Source organism: Sphingomonas sorbitolis (genome assembly GCF_036663875.1).
Classification (GTDB): Bacteria; Pseudomonadota; Alphaproteobacteria; order Sphingomonadales; family Sphingomonadaceae; genus Sphingomonas.
Genome location: NZ_JAXOJS010000008.1, coordinates 26,870 through 49,592, shown reverse-complemented (window position 1 = coordinate 49,592; position 22,723 = coordinate 26,870). Strand labels below are relative to the sequence as shown.

General features: G+C 62.3%; 22 protein-coding genes. 13 read left to right on the top strand and 9 right to left on the bottom strand.

All coding sequences use genetic code 11. The features are described from left to right. The first annotated feature begins 845 nt into the window (after nucleotides 1–845). From U1763_RS18935 to U1763_RS18925, 3 genes are read left to right on the top strand one after another with little or no spacing between them, the layout of a single operon-like run. The gene (locus U1763_RS18935; protein ID WP_332756479.1) at nucleotides 846–2,747 is read left to right on the top strand and encodes a TadE/TadG family type IV pilus assembly protein; all 1,902 of its coding nucleotides are present in this window, start codon (nucleotides 846–848) and stop codon (nucleotides 2,745–2,747) included. Further along, on the top strand, nucleotides 2,747–3,367 hold the full coding sequence (locus U1763_RS18930; RefSeq protein ID WP_332756478.1) for a TadE/TadG family type IV pilus assembly protein: 621 nt from the start codon (nucleotides 2,747–2,749) through the stop codon (nucleotides 3,365–3,367). The genes U1763_RS18935 and U1763_RS18930 overlap by 1 nt, the downstream gene beginning before the upstream one ends. After that, a complete protein-coding gene (locus U1763_RS18925; RefSeq protein ID WP_332756477.1) occupies nucleotides 3,364–4,086 on the top strand; it encodes a TadE/TadG family type IV pilus assembly protein in 723 nt (240 codons plus the stop codon). Before U1763_RS18930 ends, U1763_RS18925 begins: the two co-directional genes overlap by 4 nt. Nucleotides 4,087–5,106: 1,020 nt before the next feature. Here U1763_RS18925 and U1763_RS18920 read toward each other — a convergent pair. Next, nucleotides 5,107–5,229, bottom strand: coding sequence for a hypothetical protein (locus U1763_RS18920; protein WP_332756476.1), 123 nt, complete (start codon nucleotides 5,227–5,229; stop codon nucleotides 5,107–5,109). Nucleotides 5,230–5,740: 511 nt separating this feature from the next. After that, nucleotides 5,741–6,034, bottom strand: a complete 294-nt coding sequence (locus U1763_RS21140; RefSeq protein ID WP_443026943.1) for a helix-turn-helix domain-containing protein — start codon at nucleotides 6,032–6,034, stop codon at nucleotides 5,741–5,743. Between the two features lie 324 nt (nucleotides 6,035–6,358). Here U1763_RS21140 and U1763_RS18915 point away from each other — a divergent pair, with 324 nt between their 5' ends. From U1763_RS18915 to U1763_RS18900, 4 genes are all read left to right on the top strand, one after another. Further along, nucleotides 6,359–7,351, top strand: coding sequence for a site-specific integrase (locus U1763_RS18915; protein ID WP_332756475.1), 993 nt, complete (start codon nucleotides 6,359–6,361; stop codon nucleotides 7,349–7,351). 107 nt (nucleotides 7,352–7,458) lie between these two features. Beyond that, a complete protein-coding gene (locus U1763_RS18910; protein WP_332756474.1) occupies nucleotides 7,459–7,761 on the top strand; it encodes a type II toxin-antitoxin system HigB family toxin in 303 nt (100 codons plus the stop codon). Between the two features lie 23 nt (nucleotides 7,762–7,784). After that, entirely contained in the window at nucleotides 7,785–8,153 is a 369-nt protein-coding gene (locus U1763_RS18905) for a helix-turn-helix domain-containing protein (protein WP_332756473.1), read from the top strand. 9 nt (nucleotides 8,154–8,162) lie between these two features. After that, the gene (locus U1763_RS18900) at nucleotides 8,163–8,609 is read left to right on the top strand and encodes a hypothetical protein (protein WP_332756472.1); all 447 of its coding nucleotides are present in this window, start codon (nucleotides 8,163–8,165) and stop codon (nucleotides 8,607–8,609) included. 105 nt (nucleotides 8,610–8,714) lie between these two features. On the opposite strand, the gene U1763_RS18895 is transcribed toward U1763_RS18900, so the two are convergent. The 4 genes from U1763_RS18895 to U1763_RS18880 form a co-directional block, all read right to left on the bottom strand. Continuing rightward, nucleotides 8,715–8,972 carry a hypothetical protein gene (locus U1763_RS18895; protein WP_332756471.1) on the bottom strand — a complete coding sequence of 86 codons (258 nt, stop codon included), beginning with the start codon at nucleotides 8,970–8,972 and terminating at the stop codon, nucleotides 8,715–8,717. Between the two features lie 141 nt (nucleotides 8,973–9,113). Continuing rightward, the gene (locus U1763_RS18890) at nucleotides 9,114–10,217 is read right to left on the bottom strand and encodes an SGNH/GDSL hydrolase family protein (RefSeq protein WP_332756470.1); all 1,104 of its coding nucleotides are present in this window, start codon (nucleotides 10,215–10,217) and stop codon (nucleotides 9,114–9,116) included. A gap of 238 nt (nucleotides 10,218–10,455) precedes the next feature. Beyond that, entirely contained in the window at nucleotides 10,456–11,262 is an 807-nt protein-coding gene (locus U1763_RS18885; RefSeq protein WP_332756469.1) for an SGNH/GDSL hydrolase family protein, read from the bottom strand. 166 nt (nucleotides 11,263–11,428) lie between these two features. Beyond that, the gene (locus tag U1763_RS18880; protein ID WP_332756468.1) at nucleotides 11,429–11,788 is read right to left on the bottom strand and encodes a hypothetical protein; all 360 of its coding nucleotides are present in this window, start codon (nucleotides 11,786–11,788) and stop codon (nucleotides 11,429–11,431) included. Between U1763_RS18880 and U1763_RS18875 the strand changes: the two genes are divergently transcribed. From U1763_RS18875 to U1763_RS18865, 3 genes are all read left to right on the top strand, one after another. Then, entirely contained in the window at nucleotides 11,762–12,256 is a 495-nt protein-coding gene (locus U1763_RS18875) for an aspartyl/asparaginyl beta-hydroxylase domain-containing protein (protein WP_332756467.1), read from the top strand. The genes U1763_RS18880 and U1763_RS18875 overlap by 27 nt on opposite strands. A gap of 42 nt (nucleotides 12,257–12,298) precedes the next feature. Continuing rightward, nucleotides 12,299–12,928 carry an SMI1/KNR4 family protein gene (locus U1763_RS18870; protein ID WP_332756466.1) on the top strand — a complete coding sequence of 210 codons (630 nt, stop codon included), beginning with the start codon at nucleotides 12,299–12,301 and terminating at the stop codon, nucleotides 12,926–12,928. Between the two features lie 91 nt (nucleotides 12,929–13,019). Beyond that, complete coding sequence (locus U1763_RS18865; RefSeq protein WP_332756465.1) at nucleotides 13,020–13,517, top strand: lasso peptide biosynthesis B2 protein; 498 nt, start codon at nucleotides 13,020–13,022, stop codon at nucleotides 13,515–13,517. A gap of 55 nt (nucleotides 13,518–13,572) precedes the next feature. Here the strand turns inward: U1763_RS18865 and U1763_RS18860 are convergent, their stop codons facing one another. Continuing rightward, the gene (locus U1763_RS18860; RefSeq protein ID WP_332756464.1) at nucleotides 13,573–15,348 is read right to left on the bottom strand and encodes an ABC transporter ATP-binding protein; all 1,776 of its coding nucleotides are present in this window, start codon (nucleotides 15,346–15,348) and stop codon (nucleotides 13,573–13,575) included. Between the two features lie 52 nt (nucleotides 15,349–15,400). Next, nucleotides 15,401–16,615 carry a nucleotidyltransferase family protein gene (locus U1763_RS18855; protein WP_332756463.1) on the bottom strand — a complete coding sequence of 405 codons (1,215 nt, stop codon included), beginning with the start codon at nucleotides 16,613–16,615 and terminating at the stop codon, nucleotides 15,401–15,403. Nucleotides 16,616–17,374: 759 nt separating this feature from the next. On the opposite strand from U1763_RS18855, the gene U1763_RS18850 reads away from it, so the two are divergent. The 3 genes from U1763_RS18850 to U1763_RS18840 are packed head-to-tail and all read left to right on the top strand — an operon-like array spanning nucleotide 17,375 to nucleotide 21,805. Continuing rightward, entirely contained in the window at nucleotides 17,375–18,736 is a 1,362-nt protein-coding gene (locus U1763_RS18850; RefSeq protein WP_332756462.1) for a TolC family protein, read from the top strand. 41 nt (nucleotides 18,737–18,777) lie between these two features. Beyond that, nucleotides 18,778–20,493, top strand: coding sequence for a type I secretion system permease/ATPase (locus U1763_RS18845; RefSeq protein WP_332756461.1), 1,716 nt, complete (start codon nucleotides 18,778–18,780; stop codon nucleotides 20,491–20,493). A 10-nt stretch (nucleotides 20,494–20,503) separates the two neighbouring features. After that, nucleotides 20,504–21,805 (top strand): HlyD family type I secretion periplasmic adaptor subunit, encoded by a 1,302-nt coding sequence (locus U1763_RS18840; RefSeq protein ID WP_332756460.1) that lies wholly within the window; start codon nucleotides 20,504–20,506, stop codon nucleotides 21,803–21,805. A 770-nt stretch (nucleotides 21,806–22,575) separates the two neighbouring features. On the opposite strand, the gene U1763_RS18835 is transcribed toward U1763_RS18840, so the two are convergent. Further along, nucleotides 22,576–22,704, bottom strand: coding sequence for a hypothetical protein (locus U1763_RS18835; protein WP_276318491.1), 129 nt, complete (start codon nucleotides 22,702–22,704; stop codon nucleotides 22,576–22,578). Nucleotides 22,705–22,723: the final 19 nt, after the last annotated feature.

Here is a 22,723-nt window from a genome sequence, read left to right as displayed (position 1 = left end):
GTACTGATCCTAGTTGGCGCGACATCATCGTCGTTTGCGCAAAGCTCCCCCTACCAAGGTTCGCCAACTCCTACGCTGAGCCCGTCATTGATCCCCACATCAGAGGTGGGAACGCGGTCCGCGGATTATCTGTCGGGGCAAAGCCGACTTGAGACACCCACGATGCGCCGGCAAAAACGGGACCAGGCTATCGCGCTGCGAGAGGAGGCGCTGAAACTCCAAGCAAAAGATGGTGGAACGCTTTCGAAAACCCACAAACTTTACATTCAACGAAGGTCGGCTGAAATTCTTGCTTATAGTGATCAGCGTCCCGGGCGGGTTCAACCTGCGAGGTCCGGTCCTACCCAATGGTAGCTAATTCCCTCGGTAGATTAATATCTGCCGTACCGAGGCATCCTCAATTCCCGATATGATGCGGCGGAGACACCCTCCGCCGCAACCGCCCCTACCCTGCACGAATGCTGGGCTTCTTGGCTCGAGCTATTACGATGTACCCTGACGATACCCCGTCTCAAAGCGCCCACAATCGGACGGCTTCGTGGGCAATTCGCACTCCCAAAAGCGGCCATCTGTTCAGCACCTTGACTCTCGATTCTCCATCCGCGAGCGCATTCGGGCAAGCTGTGAAAATCGGACAGCTGTCAGCACCAAAGGGCTGGGGAGCTGTCCTGCTCGATTTTCCTTGGCGAGAAGGCACTCTACACTTTGAATTATTGGCGACGGACAAATCCGCACGCCATTATCGGATTGGTGACCGTAAAATTAATCATTTTGCTTCAGTCGGATTTATGGGCTGCGCGCTTACACGCCTCCCCAAGTAACGAGGCAGAGCTTGTGGATTTTTCATGACAACGTCTGGCGACAACCGCGCGCGCGCGGGCTTCCTCATGCGCCTTGTCCGCGACCGGCGCGGCAACACGCTGGCGATGATGGCCGCGTTCCTCATTCCGCTGCTGGGACTGGCCGGATCTGCGGTAGACGTCGCGCGCCTCTACGTCGTCAAAGCGCGCCTTCAGCAAGCGTGTGATGCAGGGGTCCTTGCGGGCCGCAAGTTCATGACGAGCACCAACAGCACGCTCGATCCGGCTGCCGTGACGCAAGCGCAAAATTTCTTTTCCAACAACTTTAAGACCGGCTGGATGGGAAGCACCGACGTTGCCTTCACGCCGACCAAGACCAGCGATAGCCAAGTCGCCGGTACCGCCTCGACCACGGTGCCTATGACATTGATGAAGATCTTCAACATGCCCGACAAAGCGATCGCGGTAAATTGTCAGGCGCGGTACGACGTTGCCGATACCGATGTCATGTTTGTGCTGGATACGACGGGCTCAATGGCGTGCCTACCGGGCGGCCCCGACACCTGCGGGACCGGCACATATTCCTATACGCGCCCGACAAGCGGCGGCGTGCCGGGCTATGCCGGCAGCAAGGGCTATGCCGTAAATGAGCTCTTATCTAACGGAGGCAACGTGTCGCGCATTGAAGCGCTGCGTAAAGCAGTACTGAGCTTCTACGATGCGTTCGCGGCTAATGCAGATCCCGCTACAAACGTCCGCTACGGCTTTGTCTCCTACAGTTCGGTCGTGAATCCTGGACAAGCGATCTTGGACGTCTCGCCAAGCTATCTTGTCGGTTCGGGTGGGTCTTCGGATCAGCCTTATTACCAGTCGCGACGTGTCATTGACGACTACGTATCGTCAACGTCCGATAGTACCCCTAACAATAGGTCGCAAACTGCCTGTACGGGGGCAACTGTTCGCAATCCCTCTACCCCTTTGACCTACAATTCATCGGGATCAGCTACGAACACGTACTACTATTGGAAGAGCGGCGGTTTCTTTTCGAGCAGCTATTGCGTTCAAAGGGTGGATACGCTTGGCCCAAGGTGGGAATATAAGAAACTTCAATGGGATGTGAGTTCCTTGGTCAACGGCGCATCGTCGATGACCGATCCCACCGCAGTTGACGGTTCTAAAACGCAGTGGCTCGGGTGCGTCGAAACCCCGGTTGAAAATCCCGGACAGACCGTTTTCGCAACAAACAGTCTGCCTTCCGACCTTGACCCCGACGCGAAGCCGAGCGGGGCAAAGCGGTGGTGGCCGCATATGCAGGATATCGAATATTGGCGAACCGCGGCGACCGATTACACCAATGGCGACGACAACAACTATCGCCCAAGTTTGGGTTCTACTACAATGTCCCAGAGCGGCTATTCTGCCTGTGGTAAGCCGGTAAAGAGGCTTGGCGTGATGGCGCGAAGCGACATCTACAATTACCTGTATGCGACCGATTTCGTGCCGCAGGGCGGCACTTACCACGATACGGGCATGATCTGGGGCAGTCGCTTGATTTCACCCACCGGCGCTTGGGCGAACGATACCGCCACATGGGCTGGTCGCAACCCGCCAAACCGGGTGATCGTGTTCCTTACCGACGGCGTAATGTCTCCGAACAGCAATTCCTATTCGATGTACGGCTATGAGGATTATGACAAGCGGGTTGCCAACGGCGACACCAGCAAACTGACGAGCTATCATAACGCCCGCTTCCTTGCCGCGTGCGCGGCCGCCAAGGCGCGCAATGTCGATGTGTGGACGGTCGCGATCGCGTCCAGTACATCGACGCCGTTGCAGACCTGCGCGACGACGACGAACCAGGCGCTCTTCACCACCAGCGGCAACGGCCTGTCGGCAGCGTTTACGTCGATTGCTCAGCACCTTGCCATGTTGCGGATCACGAAGTGATGGTGCTCCTCCGCAGGCGGTTGGCGAAAGATCGGCGTGGCGCGACGCTGATCGAGTTTGCTCTCGTTTGCCCGGTCATGCTGTTGATAATGATGGGTCTGGGCGATCTGCTGTACCAGGCCTATGCGCAGTCTATCCTCAATGGTTCCATTCAGAAAGCGGCACGGGATTCGGCGCTCGAAGGCGGCGCCAGCAACGCGGCTACCATTGACGGGCAGGTCGTCACGCTCATGACGCCATTGATCAAAAATCTTACCAATAATTGCGCGCCCTCGGGATCAACCGGTACGTGGTGTTCAACTCGCAAGAGCTACGACACTTTTAGCGAGGTCGCCCCCGAGCCGTTTACTGACACGAACAGCAACGGAGTTCGCGATCCCGGCGAATGTTACACTGACGTAAACGGCAACGGCGCGTGGGATACCGACCCGGGCCTGACCGGCCAAGGCGGGGCGAGCGCGGTGACGGTATACACCATGACGATTACTTATCCGCGTCTGTTCCCAGTAGCCGGGCTGATGAAATTGTCGCCGATGCAGACAATTGCAGCAAGCACGCTGCTGAAGAACCAGCCCTACGCCGGTCAAACAGTATCCGCCAACGCAACGATATGCACATGATCAAAGGCAATTTTCGCAAGTTCGCTCTCCGCTTCTATCGCGACCGAGCCGGCTTGGCGCTCATCGAGTTCGCCCTTTCTGCGCCAATCGTGCTGCTGGTCGGATGCTACGGTGTCGAATTAGCGAACCTGGCGATAGTCCACATGCGCGTCAGCCAGATCGCGTTGAACCTAGCCGATAACGCTTCCCGTGTCGGAGCTTACAGCAACTTGGCGACGCAGCAGCTTCGCGAAGTTGATGTGAACGATATCCTTCAAGCGGCGCGATACCAAGGCGCAGGTATCAGTCTGACCGCGAACGGGCGTATCACGCTGTCGAGCTTAGAAAACGTTGCGCAAAGTTATGACACGCAACCGGTACAGCGCATCCACTGGCAGCGGTGTATCGGCGCTCAAAGCGGCACGAGTTTTGACGGTCAGTTCAAAGCCAACGTGGCGACGACCGCCGGTAGCACGGCTACGGTGAACGACAAGGGTTACGACCTCCCGTTGGGTATCAGCGACAACGGCTCGACCCCCATCATGGCACCGGGCGGCGCAGGGGTGATGTACGTCGAGATAAACTATCGCACGAAGCCGCTGTTCGGTGCCTGGCTCGCGCCTCCGCGGACGATCCACTATATAGCGTCGTTTGTCGTGCGCGACCGGCGAGATTATTCTCAAATGTATAATCCTACGCCGACTTCTACGCCCTCGACCTGTAACCTGTATACACAGTGACCCTAGCCGATGAGGGGTAGTGGAGCCTAAAAACTTATCACGAAATGGCAGATCTTTATTATGGGAGGAGTCGTGTATAAAGAGAGATTGGTACATCTTGGAGAAGAAGACTTAAGGATAGGCCCTGGTTATATAAAGCTCGACGGCTCAACCGTCCATCTAACAGGAAATGAGCATATTTTGTTGTGCGCGATTTCCGATGCATATCCGAATGGCTTAGCTGTTGCTGATATTGCCATCCATCTCAACTCGCATACCTCTAATAATGTATCATCACTAGTCAATAGCCATATCCATACTACAAGAAAGAAGATATTTTCTCTAAGTAAGGGCAAGGTAACTATACAGTGGAACCGCAAGACTAGGGCGTATCACTTAATAATTCTATAGCTAGCATAGCCTATGTTTATATTGTTAATAATAGTGTTATTTTAAGTCGTCGAATCTATGGGTGAGCGTCGGTGATCATCGTAATGGAAGGCTGAAACTGCACCGGAAGCGGTTGATAGCTTATATCGTGTGAGCCTTAGTGACATGGCAGGCCCATGATCGATGAGACGGATGCTCAATTTCAAACTCTCCACTCACGCCCGGCGAACAGGGGAGCGGTAGAAGTAAACGCTAATTGAGCAGATGTGACCCACGGACGCGCACGGGTCGCAGTCGCGCAGATAGCGATTTTGGGGGGAAAGGCGCGCTGCGCTAGACGGCGTCGTTTAACGCCATTTACCTTCCCGATAGCGGACGGTCTACTTTCCTGCCCAACCCGGACATTCCCAAAACTCGATCCCCTGCTAGAAAGCCGAACGGTCAAAAACGCTCAGAGTCGCACGTTCAACGGATCAATCCCGTTTCCCACTAGCGGACATTCTTGGTCGTGATACCATCCCGCAATGATTGACGGGATTGGCATGGAACTGCCCTACGCAGTGGTCGAATGGGCTGACGCGAAGTGGGGGCGCACCGCAGCGTGGATTGCCGCCGTAATAATGATCTGCCTACCGGTCGCCGTCCTATGGATCATTGTAGAATGGGCAGGAAGCTGACGGCGGTTATCGCCCAATCCTCGTCGTTCCCGGCCGCCAGCACGCTCCCCGATTGCGGACGATCATTCAGCACGGCAGCACGCTCGATCATGAACAATGCAAGGCACGATAGGCTTGGTTGTTTATACCGGGCCTCGAGAGTGTTCAAACTAGCGCTTCGACAGCGAAATCTTTCGGATTCCTGAATCGAGTATGGACATTTGAGCTACATTGCCCGTTAACTAAAGTGTAGTCGGAGCCGACTCCCATGACAGGCGCGTGTCCGGCGTTGTTCGAAAAGACTGTCTTGCGCGTGAGAACGCGTAAACCGCACTGGCTCTGTTCCGCATTATAAACGTACGGAAAGACAGTAATGGGCTGGGGAGGTCCTCGGACTTCCCCTTAGCTCACCAATTTACGTTTTGAGAAAGCGCTCCCTGTACGTGGTCGACTGAACCTGGAGGACAAACTTTGGCGCCTCGTTGTCGCTAAGTGGGCTCTTCGCTCTCCACTTTGAACAGGCCGTCGGCAGCGGACACACCGTCCGCCGCCTAATAATTTCCTCGCGAAACCGCTCTTTTCAGTCGACGTGAGCACGATGTACCCCGTCGATTTCCACTATTTATCTATCATTCACTGCCCGACAAGTGTAGATACCGGGCATTGAAATCGGCACGCTTTCGTAGTGTAGCGATGCTCGATATTCGAAGCTGCCGGCCAATTTTGACGATCAACCCATCGGCCTCGAGCATTTTAAGCATTCTATTCACATGGACAGCTGTCCAGCCGGTGGTGTGACCCAACTGTTCCTGCGTCATTGGAATGTCAATTACGTCGCCGGTGGAAAGACCTCGCTCGTCCATTCGCGCTGCATGCTCACAGATGAAAGGGGCAAGGCGAGCTAGTTTCGACCCACCCAGCACTAGCCCAGTTCTGCACCCTTGGTGCTTGAAAGTGCCTCCACTGCTCGTCACCGACCTCCCAGCACGGGGGGGCGACCTCAGTATCCATAATCAATTTGTGGGCATCTGGGTGAACGCGAAACATAACCTCACTTTCAGCCGCTACCGAAGCGATGCCAGACTACCAGAATAGACATATTTATTCCGATAAATGACATTCTCGGAATAAAGATCGTTGGTTCGGTGACGGGGATTTGGCATGCGTGTCGGGTGGATCGCCGGATCGAATTTTTGGGCATCACCGGAACATCGGGTCGTCCGACCGCACTGCTGGAGCAACGACGCATGACCGACGACTTTGGCGACACCGCGCTTACGCGGACTTCGTCGATCCCGTTGATCCCGTTGTTGCTGGACGACGAGATCGAGGCGGCGCGTGCCTATGTCGCCGCGGCGCGCGCGCCGGCGACGCGGCGTGCGTATGAATCGGACTGGCGGATATTCCTCGCCTGGTGCGCGGCGCGCGCGATCGATCCGCTACCCGCCGCGCCCGGTGCGGTAGCGATCTTCCTGTCGGCCGAAGCGGACGCCGGTGCGCGGCCATCAACGATCGGGCGGCGCCTGGCCGCGATCGGCTATATGCATGCGCAGGCCGGCTATGATCCGCCGCAGCATCAGGCGGGTGCGGTTGCGATCCGCAATGTCGTGGCCGGGATCCGGCGAACGCACGGTATCAAGAAGGTCCAGAAGCGTGCCGCGGACGGCGACATGCTGCGCGACATGCTGCGTGGCTGCGAGGGTGACAGCGTGCGTGCGGTGCGTGATCGCGCGCTGCTCGCGATCGGCATGGCGGCCGCCCTGCGGCGATCCGAGCTGGTCGCGCTGGATATCGACGACGTCGCGATCACGCCCGACGGGCTGTTGATCACGATCCGCAAATCGAAGACCGATCAGGAAGGCGAAGGCGCGACGATCGCGGTACCCGAAGGGCGTCGGATCCGACCCAAGGCGCTGCTGCTGGCGTGGATCGCCTGCGCCGGGTTCGGTGACGGCCCGGTGTTCCGCAAGCTGACGCCGCAGGGGCGGATCACGGCCAAGCCGATGAGCGACCGCGGCGTGGCGCTGGTGGTCAAGGCACGCGCCGCGGCCGCTGGCTATGATCCGGCGCAGGTGGCCGGGCACTCGCTGCGGGCGGGCTTCCTGACCGAGGCGGCGCGGCAGGGCGCGACGGTGTTCAAGATGAAGGAGGTCAGCCGGCACAAGTCGCTCGAGATCCTGTCCGACTATGTCCGCAACCACGAGCTCTTCCGCGACCATGCCGGCGAGCGCTTTCTGTAGTGGCGAAGCGGGATGGGTCAGGCTCTATATATGGGACACGCGATACCGGACTTCCCATGGCGGGAAAAAACATTGATTCCCATCACGGGAAATGCTAGTCGGCGAGCATGAGGATCATCGCGAGGAACCGGCTGATCGCGTTCTGGGCGAGGCATCCGGCGACCGAAGCTTCCTTGCGGCATTGGCATGAGGTCGCCAGCGCGGCCGCGTGGAAAAGTCCGCTGGAGGTCGTCGCGGACTTTTCGAAAGCCAAGTCGCTCGACGGCGAGCGGGTGCGGTTCGAGGTTGCCGGCGGGGACTATCGGATGGTGGTCGCGTTCGACTGGAAGCGGTCGATTGCCTTCATCAAGTTCGTCGGCACGCATGCGGACTATGACAAGATTGATGCGCTGACGGTGAGCCTGTTTTGACTATGCCAATTGGAGGCGGTGCGATGCACATTCGTCCTATCCGGACCGACGAGGATCACGAAACGGCGCTGCGCGAGATCGAGGTGCTATGGGGCGCGGAAGACGGCACCGAGGCGGGCGATCGGCTCGACGTGCTCGCGACCTTGGTCGAGACGTATGAAAGCCGGCGCTGGCCGATCGAGCCGCTCGACCCGGTGCGCGCGATCGAGGCGGCGATGGAGATGAACGGCTATACCCGCGCCGAACTCGCCGCGCTGATCGGCCAGTCGCGCGCGACGGAGATACTGGCGCGTCATCGTGCGCTCACCCTGCCGATGATCCGCAAGATCGCGGGCGCGTGGCACGTTCCCGAAAAAGTGCTGGTGCAGGACTATGCGCTGGCAAAGGCGTAGGCGAAGAGCATGATCTATTTCAGTAAAACCATCATGTCGCTGGCATGCCTGATCCTCGTGGCGGGGTGCGATCAGGCACCGACGCCTAAGCCCGCCGCGACGAAGGTGGCGGAGGATCCGATAACGGCGGACGTCGACCGGATGGAGGCTGGGATACGGATCGCCGCTGCCAACAAGAGGATCGATGAACTGGAACGACAGGTCGGTGCGTTGCAGGCGACACCGGAAAAGCTCGATCTCGAGCTTTTGACCAATCGTGTGGAGGCATTGGAGGCCAAGGCTGGCGGCGATGCATCTTCCCCGGGAAAGCCTTTGGGGCAAACAGCGTCGGAATCTGGTCAAACTCGATCAGCTTCGAAAGCTGACGGTTCCCAGCAGGCCAAACAACAAAATTCTAAGTCGAATTTGGCCCAGCCCCAAAACCGGACGCGGTTGGCGCCCGATCGCTCGAAGTAGGCGGCCTCATACCGTTGTACTGCACTGCAGCGTTTCTTGTGAAACTGTGTCGCCTGTAAAATCGGCCGCTTGTAAAAATGGGCCGGAATTACCGGCCCATTTCACTCAGTTGCTGTCGGAGTTGTCATCGTCTTCGTGATCGACGATCAGGTACGTTACACCCGCAAGGATGCCGACGCCGATGACGATTGGAACGATGCTCGAATCCTGAAGACCGGCCAGCTTGCTGGACTTCGACGTTGGCGTGCCTGCACGAACCGACGAGAGCGACCCAGCCGAGCTTGCAACGGGGGCGGCGCTTGCTGCGACTGGCAATGCAGTCAGGGCAATGGCCGATGCGGCCAGGGTCAGTTTCTTAATCATAGGTCACTCCCAGGTATCAGCCAGTTCGGCTGCCCCGGCCAAACGATTACAACCGGTAAGGGTTCCTGCAACAAGACCAATCAGGTGACTGGGGTTGTCCAATCAGGTTCCACGCAGGTGCCACCGGATCCGATCGTATTTTCAGGATAGGGACGGGCCTACAAGCCGTTCGAAGCCGCCACTCAGCCCATTCGTATCGAGCACGCCTGCCAGCCATGTCATCATTTCGCCGTAGACGACACGCTGGGCTGCCAACTGCGGATGATTATAGGTTTCGAACACCACGCCTTGGTAGGTCGAGCTATAAACGCTCTGCCAACCGCGTAGCTCTACCCACTTAAATCCGCGATATTCGAAGTCGAGCAGTTTGACGTCCTCCTCGCGAGCAAGGTCCGCCAGTATCCCGTTCCAGGTCGCATAGGTTGCCAAGCCGTCCACGATCACGCCGCCCCCCGTCCAATCGCGTTTCTGAACCTGCTGGGTAGAAGGCGGGACCAGGAATTCGTCGATCGGCGGATCGAAGTGGCGAACGACACTATTGAAGACACCGCTTTCCTGGATCGATCCAGGCTCGACCTGCACCGTATTGCTACCAACCCTGCGGGTCACCGTCATGAGGATGCCGGCATTCGGCCCCGTGCTCTGCCCGGTGCGATCGTCGATATGTAATTTGCTTCCAGCGCGTATCGACTGCCCCCCGGCGCGCTCGAACAGCCCACGCCCGTCTTCGCTCGGAATGGGCGAGCCGAACGTATTAGCCTCTCGATCAAACGCCAATGTTCCCCCGTAGAGCAGGGTTTCCTGCTCGGCAGGCCATGCGATTCCTTCGTAAAGCGCGTTACGAATTGACGCTGGCGTAGTCTTTTCGGGCCAGGGATGCATCGTGTTGCAGACGATCGGCACGGCACCAGTCGTCCTGATCTCGCGCAGAAGCGTTCGAAGTTTCTCCTTGGTAAAGGCAGCATTCGGTCCGCGACCGTGCACGCCATACGCCGATCCGCTATTCATCCCGAGACCAAGGATAACGACGTCGTACGGCTTTCCTGTCGCGCTTGCATATTGGTTCGGGGTCTGATCGTCGAACGACCCGCCGACCGCTGCGTTGACTTCGTGGATCGTCCTGCCGACCGGACGGGCAGCCATTAACGCTTTCGCGAAGTAGCGGGTCGGTGTGTTATCCGCGATGATGGCCGATCGATCGGGGTTGCCGAAGCTTACCAGATCATCGCCCAGAAAAACCGACATGCCCAACGTCAAGATACCGAGCGTGCTGCGCGATTGGAGCGGGGGCGCCGAGGGCGTGGGGGTTGGGGACGGCGTCGGCGCAGGGACAGGGGCAGGCGTTACGGGCACGACGGCGATAGGGGCATCGCTGGTGCCGCCCTCGCCGCCACATCCCGATAGCGCTACAGTAGTGACGATGCCGCTAACGGCTGCGCGGCGTGTCAATGTCATGTCGTCGTGATCCGTTCGGCTCGAAAATTCAATGCTTCTCGAGAGCCCTGTCGACGAACGCGACATCGAGCTTGCTCATGCCCGCATAGCCGTCATCGGTTGGATGCACACCATCTGCCAGCGGAACGCGTCCTGCACGTTGCTCCGCGTCGAAGTCGAGCACGGCAATGCCCTGGCTTTTCAACGGACCGTGAACGATCATCCGGTTGAACGCCTGCCGTTCGCGTTCCTGCTCCGGTGGTAGGCCGTTGCGAACCATCACCGTGCCGACCCCGACGATCCAGCCATTCTCCTTCAGCCGCAGGGCATAGTCTTGCAGCGTCTTGAACAACGGAATGGCCTTGGCGTTTTGGGCGAAATCGTTCGAACCGCCGCCCAGGACCACGACATTGCGGCGTCCCGACTGATAGTAATCCTTCAGCGATACCAGGCCGGCCAACGAGCCCAGCGTGATGCCGTTCACACCCTCATTCGCAACGATCACATCGTTACCGGCATGAACCTGATACCGGCCGGGCCGCGAGGTCGTCAACGGATCGCTCGCGGCAACGCCTTCGGTAATGCTGTCGCCGACGAAGACCACGATGTCGTGCTTGGGGTGAGCCGCGGCGTACCAGCGTTGCAAACCAAAGGCCAAAAGCAGCAGCAACGCAGCCAGAGCGAGATATTGCCACAATGGGCTGCGGCCGACCGGTCGCCAACGCCCCTGTACTTTGACCATTGAGACGCGACAGCCGACGCATCGACTGAACGCCATGTCGTCTCGGAACCGAACCCCGTGAGCATCACGCAAATGGCGGCCGAATAGACATTCAGGCAGTTGTTTTATCTTCATATGTTCGACATCCCCCTGGGGCACCCCCACGCCTTTCCTCCCGTGGTAACCGGAAACAGATCAATTTTGAAAGACCTGAGCTTTATTTAGTCAGGCGGCGTGCGCGGCTAGCATTGATGGGGGCAGTCCTGCCGTTGGTAGCGATCGGATATTGCGGTTCGACCGCTTATGCTCGCTTGCGGTGACGGCGTAGCCTGCGACGCTTGAGCAGTTTCGGGATACGTTGCAGGGGCTGGAGTACGAGCCAGAAGCGTGAGCGATCCGCGTCGTCTTCGTCGGAGGCGGAGACCAGCAGGCGCATGGTCCAACCTGCAAGATCGCCCGCGCTCGAGGCGACGAGCAGTTTGCCGGTCATCTCGGCCCAGCCGCGCCAGCGCGAGCGGGCGAGTTCGGCGGTCCCGCCTCCCGCTTCGATCGTGCGTCGCGACAACGCGACGAGCAGCTTCAGGCGGAGCGATCGGGGGGGTGAGAAGGAGGGCGGCGGGGGCGTGCCGAAGAAGTGCCCGCGCATTTCGTACCGCAGCATTACACAGGCGACTGGAGCGTACTGCCGCTGCGCGCCCCCGTGGGCGCGGTTCATCCGATCCTCCAGATCGCACCCGATCCCCTGTGTCGCGATTGGACGGACACCGCGCTGCTTAGGTTATGCCCGTATATCGCGGAGCTGCTCGACGGCTTCGCCTGCCCGATCGAGGCGGTCCGCCTGATGCGGCTCGCGCCTGGCTCGATCATCAGGGAACATCGCGACCTCGATCTCGCGGCCGAGGCGGGTACGGCACGCTTGCACATCCCGATCGCGACCAACTCTGGCGTGGACTTCCGCCTGAACGGATCGCGTGTCGAGATGACACCTGGCAGCGTCTGGTATCTGCGGCTGGCGGATCCGCACGCGGTCGCCAATACCGGCACGACCGCGCGCGTCCATCTGGTGATCGATGCGATCGTCGATCCGTGGCTCGAAGACCTGCTGGATTGGGGCAAGGCCGTTGCATAGGCTGCGCGCAACGTTCGTACTTCACACGATCGGGAGAGTAGCATGACCGGCATGACCACCGCCTGGGCGGCGTGGACGCAATTTCATGCGGGGCACGGCTTCGCGATCGAGCATTTCCTGAACCCGCCCGCGACGCAGGCCGATCTCGCTGCGATCGAGACCGAGACGGGCTATCGCCTGCCCGACGATCTGCGTGCGTTGTGGTGCCGTGCAGATGGCCAGCCGGACAGCTATCGGATCGCGTCGCCCGCACCCGGCACCGTCATCAGCCCGGTCTTCGGTTCATACGACTTCATGACCTGTGCGGCCGCGCTTGCGGCGTATCGCAACTGGGCCGAGATCCTCGAGGAGCAGGGCGATACGATGAACGACGGGATCACGCGGCGTGAGGGCGATCCGGTGCAGGCGGCGTATTGGATCCCCGGCTGGCTGCCCTTCGCGGTCGACGGTGGGGGGAATTTCTACGCGGTCGACATGGCACCGACCGAGGGTGGGACCTATGGCCAGGTTATCTTGATGGGCCCTGACGAGGACGAACGTCGTGTCCTGGGGACCCGGATCGCCGCCTGGCTAAGCGAAACCGCGCGGCGCGCGCCTCCGCTCAACGACGAGGCCGAACCGCCTTTGGCCCATTTCGATATGGAGCATCGTACGCCGCGATCGACCGTGTGACACGTCGCGCGGCGTTGCTGGACCGCGGTGACGGCGACCGGTATGCCCTGGGCCGATGAAGGGCGGACCGTCCGGATCGCCGGGGACAGACATGTCGTCGCTACGCCGCAAGCTGCGCACCGCGTCGGGCATGACCCGTGCCGACCGGCGCCTGATCGTCGAGGCGATCGCGGCGTTGCTGGTCGCACGACGCCGCAGCCTCTTGCCGTTCGAGGTCCTTGCCCGCCATCTGGGCGGTATCGTCGCGCCGCATAGCCGGACGCGCGCGCCTGCTTCCGCTTCCGCTCCTGCCCCCGCCCCTGTCCTGCCCGCCCCGCTTTCCCAAGCCGAGGCGGACATGATCTTCGCGATCCGCTGGTCGATCGGTGCGGTTGCGCCATGGCTACCGTTCCGGACGCTGTGCCTCCAGCAGGCGATCGCCGCGCGCGCGATGCTGGAGCGTCGCGGGATCGGCAGCGTCCTGCATCTCGGCGTGCGCGATCCGACCGGCACGACACTGGATGCGCATGCGTGGCTCGATGCCGGCGGGCTCAACGTCACCGGCTATCCGGTCGATCCGGCGCTGACCGAGGTCGGGCGTTTCGTCTGACATCGCGGTGTCGGTCGCGCCTACTCGCGCGGAAGCAAGCTGGCGGCAGGGTGCGCTACGAACCGGTGCTCGGCGCGGTCTCCAGCCTGATTACGCGGTCGCAGGCACGGAGCGTTTCCTCGCGGTGGGCGATGATCAGGATCGTCGTGTCAGGCAGGGCGCGGCGCAAATTGGCGATCACCGCCTGCTCGGTCGCGATGTCGATCGCGTTGGTCGCTTCGTCGAGGATCAGCAGTTGCGGATCGCGCAGCAGCGCGCGGGCGAGCGCGATCCGCTGGCGCTCGCCGCCCGACAACCGCGTGCCGCGATCGTCCATCGGCGTATCGAGCCCCTGCGGCATCGCCCCGACCATGTCGGCCGCACCCGCCTGCGCGAGTGCCTGCCAGAGGTCCGGATCGGGGCGGGCGTCGTTTCCCCAGGTCAGATTGCGGCGGATGCTGTCGTTGATGAGATAGGAATCCTGCGCGACATAGGCGAGGCGACGCCGCCAGTTCGCGAGCGTGGTCGGACCCAATAGGGTGTCGCCGATCATGATCGTGCCGGCGCTCGGCTCCAGCAGCCCGGTCAGCAGGTCGACGAAGCTCGTTTTGCCGGTGCCCGACGGGCCCGACAGGCCGACCAGCTCGCCTGCGCCGATCGCGAGATCGAGTCCGGTGAAAACGTCCGCGACTGCTTCCGGATACCGAAAGGTCACGTGGTCGAAGCGGATCGTTCCGTTTCGAACGGACTGTGCGCCGGCGCCGCGGGTGATCGGAACCGGCGGGCCGAGATCGATCTTCAGATCGTGCAACGCGGTGAAGGCGGGCATCACGCCGAATAATTGCTGTACGCTTTGCTGCAGCGACCGGACCGGGCCGCTCATCCGCACCAGCACGACCAGCGCGGCGAGCAGCGTCACGGTCGGGATGTCGAACAGCACCGCACCGAAGATCATCATCGCTCCGGCGAGCGAGGCGATACTCGCCGATACGATCGCGACACGCGACTGGAAGCGTTGCTGGAGGGTCAGCTGCGCGCGCAATTCGGCCCCCTCCTCGCCGATCTGTGCGACGAACGCGTCCGCCATGTCGTGCGCGACCGCGATCTTGAGACCACCGAGGAAATGCGCAGTCTCGCCGGCGATGCGGAACGCGAAGCGTGCGGTCGATCGGCCGACATCGGCCGCGCGCCGCGACAACGGCACCAGCACGACCAGGCCGAGCAGCGCGAACCCGATCATCAACAGCGCGACGACCGGCGACAGCAGGATCATCAGGATCGCCTGGGTCACCAGCATGATGCCCGCTGTCATCATCTGCAGCAGCACCGAACAGGCAAAGGCCAGCCGGGTGATCTCGCTCGACAGGATGTGCGCGATCCGCGCATGCCGCAGCCGTGCCAGCGACGACCAGCGCGCGTGCGCCAGATCGGTGACGACCATCAGCCGGCGATGATCGACGAACCCCAGCGACAGGTCCGATACCAGCCGGTCGCGTGCCGACAGCACGGCCGCGCGCACGCCGACCAGCAGGCAGAACGCCAGCAGCACCGCGGCCAGTTGTTCGAGCCGCGTGACCAGCCCGATCGATGACAGGGTATCGACGATCATCGCGCGCCAGCGTCCACCGGTCTGCGGCGCGAGCAGCGAGAAGATCGGCACGAGCAGTGCCAGACCGACGCCTTCGAGAATGCCGCCCGCGAGCATCAGCGCGAGCGCGGCGCCCAGTCGTCGCCCGCCATAGCGGACGAAACCGCCGACCAGCGCCTTCCCGTCCGCGATCAGCGATCCCGTGGGACCATCGGCCGCAGAGGCGGTAGTCTGATTGCGAAAGAACGGCATGAAGCGAAGCATGCGGGGCTGGCGCACCGAGAGCAAGCTGGCGTCGTGATTGACCGCGCCGGCGCTACAGGGTCTTGGCAGTCTTCCCAGCGCTTTGCGGCCGCAACCGCGCCGGGCGGCGCAACAGGCGCAGCGGCAGTCCGGTCAGGATGGCGGCGGGAACCGCCCAGTTCGGCACCTGTAGATGCGCGACCGCATTCGGCCGGCTCAGCAGGCTGCGGACTGCACCCCAGCGATAGGCGAGACCGGGTACGAGCCAGAGTTGCGCGCGCTCGAACGCGATCAACTCGCGCATCGGGCGCATCAGCCGGCCTTCCGCGTCTTCGTCCGCCATGATCGCCGTGTAGCAGAAGCGGACGAGGCGCCGCGTTACCGGGTCGCGACGGATTTCCTCCAGCAAGGCCTGCGGTACGGGGATGCCGAACAGCTCATGCGCCAGGACGATCGCTAGCCCGGGACAGCGTCCCGCGCCTAACACGATAGTCTCGCGGTACAGCGTCTCGACATCCGCGTCGTGCAGTAATGCGGCCACGTCGGCGAGCCATTTTAGGCGCGCCCACAGATGCTTGGCGCCGTGGAACATCAGATAGGCAAACAGCGGTGCCGGTGCGAGCGTCGCAAGCGATGTGCCGGGCATCAGTTCGACCAGCATGCGCGGCGAGTCCAGGCCGATAGTGGTAATAGCCGCGCGATTGTCGCCGAGTTCGGTATGCAGTTCGACGACCGTACCGCGTTCGTCATGGTACCATTCGGACTCCTTGTGTGCGGCGAGATAGCGGCGGATATGCACCGGATCGGTGATCCCACCCAGGATCGAGAGGCGATAGCCAAGCGCCGTAAGGGTTTCGCACGCCGCATCCAGCTGGCCACGCGCAATCAGGACGTCGACGTCCCAGGACGTCTTGAGCATCAACGTATGATGGGCCTGTATCGCCAGCGTCGATCCCTTGACGAACACTGCATCGATCCCGGCTGCGGCCAGTGCCTTCCCGACGCGGATCTCCTCTCCGGCATTGCGAAGGGATTGCATTCGCGACGCTGCCGCGCGCCGCGCGAGAAGGGCGGCAGCCGTGTCCGGTAACGCATGGCCGATCGCAGCCAGGCCTTCCTCGACGAACCCACTGACACGGTGCCGATGTGCCAGATCGACGAGCCGGTCGGCGTCGAAGGGGAGTGCTGCGATCCGCGCGATGCCTGCCACCCGGTCCGGCAGGGTCAGTGGGCACAGGCAGGCGGCGAGGAGCGTCAGTTCGCGGTCGTCAGGTCTGTTGCGAAGCATCACGATTTGGTCTGCCTGAGGAATAGGGATGTCGCGTGCTGAGCTGAACACGGCCGCGCTATCGAACGATCGCCAAGACATGCATAGCGACGATCGCCCGGGTCAGCCACCATACTGGCGCTAACGTCATTGAAACGCTCCTTCCAATGATGATGCGATGCCCTTGTCGTGGGCGGCGAAATAGAAGAATGAAATGCAGGGGGGCGGGCCTGAAAGGGTAACCGCCGCAATATTAGGGGAGCAAGGGATCGGCAGTCCTGACCGCGAGCGCGGTGGAGTGCGGCCGAACCCGAGTGCGGGGCTGGGGTACGACGACATGACAGGTTCGACGGCCATCGTGCTTCGCGATGGCTGCATGCGGGTAGGGGGCGACTGCGATCGTCGGTCAGCGTCACGTCAGTCATCGTCGCGTGGGTCATCGTTACGGGGGTCATCGTCACGATGCAGGCGCTAGGACGGATGACGCGCAGGTGCCGCTTCGGCTGCTGTACCGCTATCGCTGCAGGATTAACGTTCGCTGCGACGCCGATCGATGCCCAGCGTACGCCTTTGAGCACGCAGGGGTCGTTGGTCGTCGATCCACAGCAGGGCGCGACACCGCGACCGTTGCCGCCATCACCTGCCCTACCAAGCACGTCCGTGCCGGCGCCGGTGACGGTATCGCCGGCTCCCGTGTCTGCGATCGGCATGACGAGTCCAAGTGAGCCAATCGCACGAGCACCCAGCGTTTCCTATGGCCCGCCGACTCCACTTCGGGGCATGCCGCAACTCGGCGCCTGGGCGCAAGGCGTGCCCGGGGGGTTGCCCGCGCCGAGTGGGGATCCGTTGCACATTGATCCGACCGCCGATCCGATCCTGCAGCTGGCGCACGCGCAGTCGCCACTCGCGACCTTCAAGCAGGTGATCGGTGAGGCGGTCGCGCGCAATCCCTCGCTCGACGAGGCGATCGCGCAGGCGGACGAGGCCAAGGGCGTACGCGGCGAGGCGCGCGCGCGCGCGCTGCCCGTCGCCGATCTGTCGATCTCGACCTTCCGGATCATCGACCGGGCGTTTTCGAACGATCCGAACAACGTCCTCGAACGCTCGCGTCCGAGCCATCGTACCGATGGGTTGCTTCGCATCCAGCAGCCGTTGATCGATTTCGGCGCAAGCCTCGGCCGGATACGGGCGAGCGAGGCCCGGCTGAACGCGGCGCGCGCCAATGTCGAGGATATCGGTACGCAGGTCGCGCTGCGCGCGGTCTCGGCCTGGTACACCGTCTATGGGTACCGGGTTCTCGTCCGGCTCGGCGAGGCGTTCGCGATCAGCCAGCGCAGCCTGCGCAGCAGCATCGAGGATCGCATCCTCCAGGGCGCGGCCGCAGCGGGCGACGTAGCGCAGGTCGACAGCTATATCGCATCGTCGGATTCACAGCTTGCCGATTTTCGGCGACAGCTGGCCGGCGCTGAAGCGCAATATGCCGCGGTGATCGGTCATGCGCCGCCTGTCGGACTGGCACGCGCGCCGGAGCCATCACTCGCCGGTATCGGCACTGCGACCATGGTCGCGGATGTCGATACGCTGCCCGCGATCCGCGCGGCCAAGCTCGGCGTCGATGCGGCACGATCGGACGTACGCGCGGTGAAGTCGGATCTGTTGCCGCAGCTATCCGGTGGAATCGATGCCGGCCGCTACGGCATCATCGAGACGGCACGCGATTACGACATTCGCGGCAGCCTGACGCTCAGCCTGCGGCTGGGTGGTGGCGGGCCGCAACGTGTCGACCAGGCGCAAGCGCGCGCCGATGGTGCCGATGCCCGGTTGCGGCGCACGCGGCTCGATTCACAGCGTGATGCTGAGATCGCGCTGGCCGACGTTGCCGCGTTGCAGGACGCGCAGACCGCGATCGAAGCCAATTACCTGGCGAGCCGGCGCGCCCGCGACGTGCTGGCGGAGCGATTCCGCGTATCACGCGGCACGCTGTTCGACCTGCTTGCGTCGCAGAGCAATTATTTCGGTGTCGCTGCACGCTATGTCCAGACCGTGATCGAACTCGATACCGCGCGCTATGCGCTTCTCGCCCGGACCGGTCGGCTTCTGCCGGCACTGGGTATTCAACCTGCCGCGCTGGAACCCCGATGACCCCTTCTCAGGCGATGCCCCATGACAGGTCCGGTCACGACATGATCGAGCATCCACGGCCACGCTTCGCGCCGTGGCTGGTCGAACCGATGTTGCGCAACAAGGGCACGTATCTGAAGGTCGCGCTGGCGGCTGCGATGATCAATATCTTCGGGCTGATCACGTCGCTGTTCACGATGACGGTGTATGACCGCGTCGTTCCCAACAACGCCTTCTCCTCTTTGGTCGCGCTGTCTATCGGGCTCGCGATCGTCGTCGTGTTCGATTTCGTGCTCCGCGTACTGCGCGCCTATTTCACCGATCTGGCAGGCGCCGATATCGATCACGACATCGGGGGGCGGGTGTTCCGTCGGCTGGTCGCGATCCGGCTCGACCAGAAAAAGGGATCGACCGGTGCGCTGACCGGCATGATGCGCGAGCTCGAGACGCTGCGCGACTTCTTCGCGTCGGCCACGATGACCGCGCTGGTCGACGTGCCGTTCATCGTCATCACGCTGATCTTCATCGCAATTCTCGGCGGGTCTGTGGTGTGGGTGCCGCTGGCGGCGATCCCGATCGTCATCGGCGCGGGGTGGCTGACGCGACCTGCGCTCGACCGGTTGTCGGCGCGCTCGATGAGCGAAGGGCTGACCAAGCAGAGCGTGTTGGTCGAGACCGTGGGGGCGCTCGAAATGGTCAAGACCAGCGGTGCGAGCCGTCTGCTCGGCCAGCGCTGGAACAGGGCCAACCAGCAGCACTCGGACAGCTCGACGCGCCAACGCTTGGTCTCGACGATCGCGACCACAGTCGCTGCCTCGGCGAACACCTTGGCGTATGCGGGAACCGTCGTCGTCGGCGTGTTTCTGATCGCCGACCACAAGCTGACCACCGGCGCGCTGGTGGCCTGTTCGATCCTGTCGGGCCGTGCGGTGCAGCCGCTGGCGACGATTGCGGCGCTGCTGTCGCGACTGTCGGCGACGCGCACCGCGTACAAGCAGATCGACGCGATGATGGAAACGGGGTCGGAGGAGCCGCGCGGTACCGCGCTGAGGCCCGCGCGCTTCGATGGCCGGATCGAGTTGCGCGGGGTCTCGTTCCGTTATCCGGGCGCAGCGGAGAAGACGTTCGACGGGCTCGATCTGGTCATTCCGGCCGGGCAGCGCGTCGCGCTGCTTGGCAGGGTCGGATCGGGCAAGTCGACGATCGCGCGCCTCATCCTCGGTCTTTACCAGCCGCAGGAAGGGCTGGTGATGATCGATGGCACCGACATCCGCCAATATGATCCGCATGCGATGCGCTCGCTGATCGGCACTGCGCTACAGGAAAGCGTGCTGCTGAGTGGTTCGGTACGCGAGAACATCACGCTTGGCCGGATCGGCGTCGACGATGCCGAGATGCTGCGCGTCGCCGAACTGACCGGTACACACGGGTTTATGGGACGGATCGCCAATGGCTATGATCTGATGCTCGCGGATCGCGGCGAAGGTCTGTCGGGCGGCCAGCGCCAGTCGATCAGCCTCGCGCGCGCGCTGGCCGGTCGTCCGCAGGTGCTGGTGTTCGACGAGCCGACCAGCGCGATGGACCAGACGACCGAGATGCAGCTGATCGATCGGCTCCAGGCCGAGTTGCAAGGCCGTACCTTCGTCCTCATCACGCACCGCCCTGCCCTTGTCCGGCTGGTCGACCGCATCGTCGTCGTCGAGGCGGGCAAGGTCGTCCAGGACGGCCCCCGCGACGCCGTCCTGCAATCGCTCCAGCGTCCCCGCACTGCGGCCTGAGTACGAACCCATGACCGACACGCATCTCGAAGACTTCGCCGATCGCATCAAGCCCAAGGCGGTATCGAACCTGCTACTGTGGCTGATCCTCGGCTTCATCGTCGTCTTCATCGTCTGGGCCAGCATCGTGAAGCTGGATCGCACCGTCCACGCACCGGGCCGCGTCGTGCCGAGCAGCCGGTTGCAGGTGCTCAGCAATCTCGAAGGCGGGGTCGTCTCGGCGATCCTCGTCCATGTCGGCGATCTCGTGAAGCGCGGCCAGCCTCTCGTCCGGCTCGACCAGACCCAGGCGGGGGCGGAATTCGGCAGTAGCGAGATCACGGTCGGTGCGCTCAACGCCAAGATCGCCCGGTTGCAGGCGGAGATCGCCGGCCGCGAGCCGGTCTATCCCGCGGCTGCCACGCCTGAGGTCGCTCAGCAGATCGGTATCGAACGCTCGCTCCACGCGGCCCGCATGAGCGACCTCGCCAGCCTCAGCGCGGCCGGTGCCGCCCGCGCGGCGCAGGCGGAGCGTGCGGTCGCTGAAGCGCGATCGGCCTATGCCTCGCGGATATCGGCGCGCGATTCCGCACAGCGTCAGCTCGAGATGATCCGTCCGCTCGTCCAGCGTGGGATCGAGCCGCAGCTGACGCTGATCCAGCTGGAGAACAGCGCCGCGGTCGCAGGAACCGATGCGGCGCAGGCCTCGGCAGCAATCGCGCGTGCGCAATCCGCGGTCGCCGAAGCGCGGGCGAGCCTTGCCCAGGTACGGAGCAGCTGGCGTGCGCAGGCGGGAACGGATCTCGCCGCCGCACAATCCGAGATGGCGGCGCGCCAGCGCTCGATGCCGGCGCTTGCCGCCAAGCTCGGGCGCTCGACGGTCGCCTCCCCGGTCGATGGTCGCGTCAACCGCGTGCTCGTGTCGACGGTCGGCAGCAGCATCGGCGCAGGCCAGCCGATCGTCGAAGTGGTGCCGAGCGCCGAGACGTTGACCGTGGAGGCGCTCGTCAGCCCCAAGGACATCGCCGCAGTGCGCATCGGTCAGCGTGCCCGGGTCAATATCACCGCGTATGAATCGGGCGTCTATGGCGGCATGGACGGCCGCGTTCTGACCATCTCGCCCGACGCCACGCTCGAGGAACGCACCGGCGAGAGCCATTACACGGTGCGGGTACGCGCCGACGCGCAGAACTTCCGTGGCCCCGAAGGCCAGCGTCTGGTGATCGGTCCAGGCATGACCGCGGACGTAAACCTGATCGGCGATAAGCGTTCGATCATGGCCTATATCCTGACGCCCTTCACGCGGCTGCGCGAAGAGGCGTTGCGCGAATAGCGCGATACGCCCCGTGATCGAAGACGGCTAGATCGGCACTGCACATGGTTCGAACGGCAACGCTCGAACCATGTGCGATTTTATTCTTCCGGGCATTGCCGGGCTGTCGAATGCGCCCGCGGCGGTTCATCCACGATAATGCGGGCTGTGACGATGGACTGCGGACGACCGATCACGACCGGGCGTTGGCGCTGAACGGGATCGCACGCACAGGCACCGGCCCGGCCGTTGCGATCGTCGCCGGGTGCGATTGCCGTGATCTCGGTCTGTGGCGGAACGGTACTTACCAACTGCAACGGTAGTAATCCGTCGCTGGGCGTCATCGCACTGAATGGCGGTGCGTCGGGTGTAGGTGAGGCTATGCGCCTGTCCTCGGGAGCACTCGTCACGCTGCGTCAGGCGGTACCTTCTCTCACATCCGGACGCGGGTTCGATGCACTGGCGGTGGATCGACCGCCACCGCGACGATCACCATCGACGAGATTGCGACCCCTGCCCCGGATGGTATCGATCACGTGAATGGTGGAGCCGGGCGGCCGCCTTCTTCGTCGGTACGATGCTGACCGGTGCGGACCGCATCGACGGGCGACGATCAAGAAAAGCGCGGGACGCCGCTGCCCTGAAGGATGGGACCGCAGAGCGTATCGCGGTCTGATCGATCACTTTCCCGACCAGGCGCGCGTTTTCCGTTCTCGACGTACAATGACAGCCCATAAAAATAGCCAGCGCGATAGGTATCGCGCTGGCTATTTTTGTTGGCGTGGAATTGATCAGGACGTGGTGAACGTCCCGTCACCGGCAGTCCGTGTACCGACCTCGGCCTGGCCGGCGGCGATCTTCTGGACCGCGGGGCGAACCCAAGGCTTGCGGGCGACGGGTGTCTTGGTGGTTATGGTCATGGTTGATCTCCCTTGGTGA

What these genes read in the sequence shown, in the direction of transcription:
- U1763_RS18845 (WP_332756461.1), top strand. Translation starts at nt 18,778, where the DNA reads ATGATCGAGCATCCACGGCCACGCTTCGCGCCGTGGCTGGTCGAACCG.
- U1763_RS18885 (WP_332756469.1), bottom strand. Translation starts at nt 11,262, where the DNA reads ATGAAGATAAAACAACTGCCTGAATGTCTATTCGGCCGCCATTTGCGT.
- U1763_RS18930 (WP_332756478.1), top strand. Translation starts at nt 2,747, where the DNA reads ATGGTGCTCCTCCGCAGGCGGTTGGCGAAAGATCGGCGTGGCGCGACG.
- U1763_RS18905 (WP_332756473.1), top strand. Translation starts at nt 7,785, where the DNA reads ATGCACATTCGTCCTATCCGGACCGACGAGGATCACGAAACGGCGCTG.
- U1763_RS18890 (WP_332756470.1), bottom strand. Translation starts at nt 10,217, where the DNA reads ATGTCGGTTTTTCTGGGCGATGATCTGGTAAGCTTCGGCAACCCCGAT.
- U1763_RS18900 (WP_332756472.1), top strand. Translation starts at nt 8,163, where the DNA reads ATGATCTATTTCAGTAAAACCATCATGTCGCTGGCATGCCTGATCCTC.
- U1763_RS18865 (WP_332756465.1), top strand. Translation starts at nt 13,020, where the DNA reads ATGTCGTCGCTACGCCGCAAGCTGCGCACCGCGTCGGGCATGACCCGT.
- U1763_RS18870 (WP_332756466.1), top strand. Translation starts at nt 12,299, where the DNA reads ATGACCGGCATGACCACCGCCTGGGCGGCGTGGACGCAATTTCATGCG.
- U1763_RS18915 (WP_332756475.1), top strand. Translation starts at nt 6,359, where the DNA reads ATGACCGACGACTTTGGCGACACCGCGCTTACGCGGACTTCGTCGATC.
- U1763_RS18895 (WP_332756471.1), bottom strand. Translation starts at nt 8,972, where the DNA reads ATGATTAAGAAACTGACCCTGGCCGCATCGGCCATTGCCCTGACTGCA.
- U1763_RS18850 (WP_332756462.1), top strand. Translation starts at nt 17,375, where the DNA reads ATGCCGCAACTCGGCGCCTGGGCGCAAGGCGTGCCCGGGGGGTTGCCC.
- U1763_RS18835 (WP_276318491.1), bottom strand. Translation starts at nt 22,704, where the DNA reads ATGACCATAACCACCAAGACACCCGTCGCCCGCAAGCCTTGGGTTCGC.
- U1763_RS18855 (WP_332756463.1), bottom strand. Translation starts at nt 16,615, where the DNA reads ATGCTTCGCAACAGACCTGACGACCGCGAACTGACGCTCCTCGCCGCC.
- U1763_RS18860 (WP_332756464.1), bottom strand. Translation starts at nt 15,348, where the DNA reads ATGCTTCGCTTCATGCCGTTCTTTCGCAATCAGACTACCGCCTCTGCG.
- U1763_RS18935 (WP_332756479.1), top strand. Translation starts at nt 846, where the DNA reads ATGACAACGTCTGGCGACAACCGCGCGCGCGCGGGCTTCCTCATGCGC.
- U1763_RS18910 (WP_332756474.1), top strand. Translation starts at nt 7,459, where the DNA reads ATGAGGATCATCGCGAGGAACCGGCTGATCGCGTTCTGGGCGAGGCAT.
- U1763_RS18840 (WP_332756460.1), top strand. Translation starts at nt 20,504, where the DNA reads ATGACCGACACGCATCTCGAAGACTTCGCCGATCGCATCAAGCCCAAG.
- U1763_RS18880 (WP_332756468.1), bottom strand. Translation starts at nt 11,788, where the DNA reads ATGCTGCGGTACGAAATGCGCGGGCACTTCTTCGGCACGCCCCCGCCG.
- U1763_RS18925 (WP_332756477.1), top strand. Translation starts at nt 3,364, where the DNA reads ATGATCAAAGGCAATTTTCGCAAGTTCGCTCTCCGCTTCTATCGCGAC.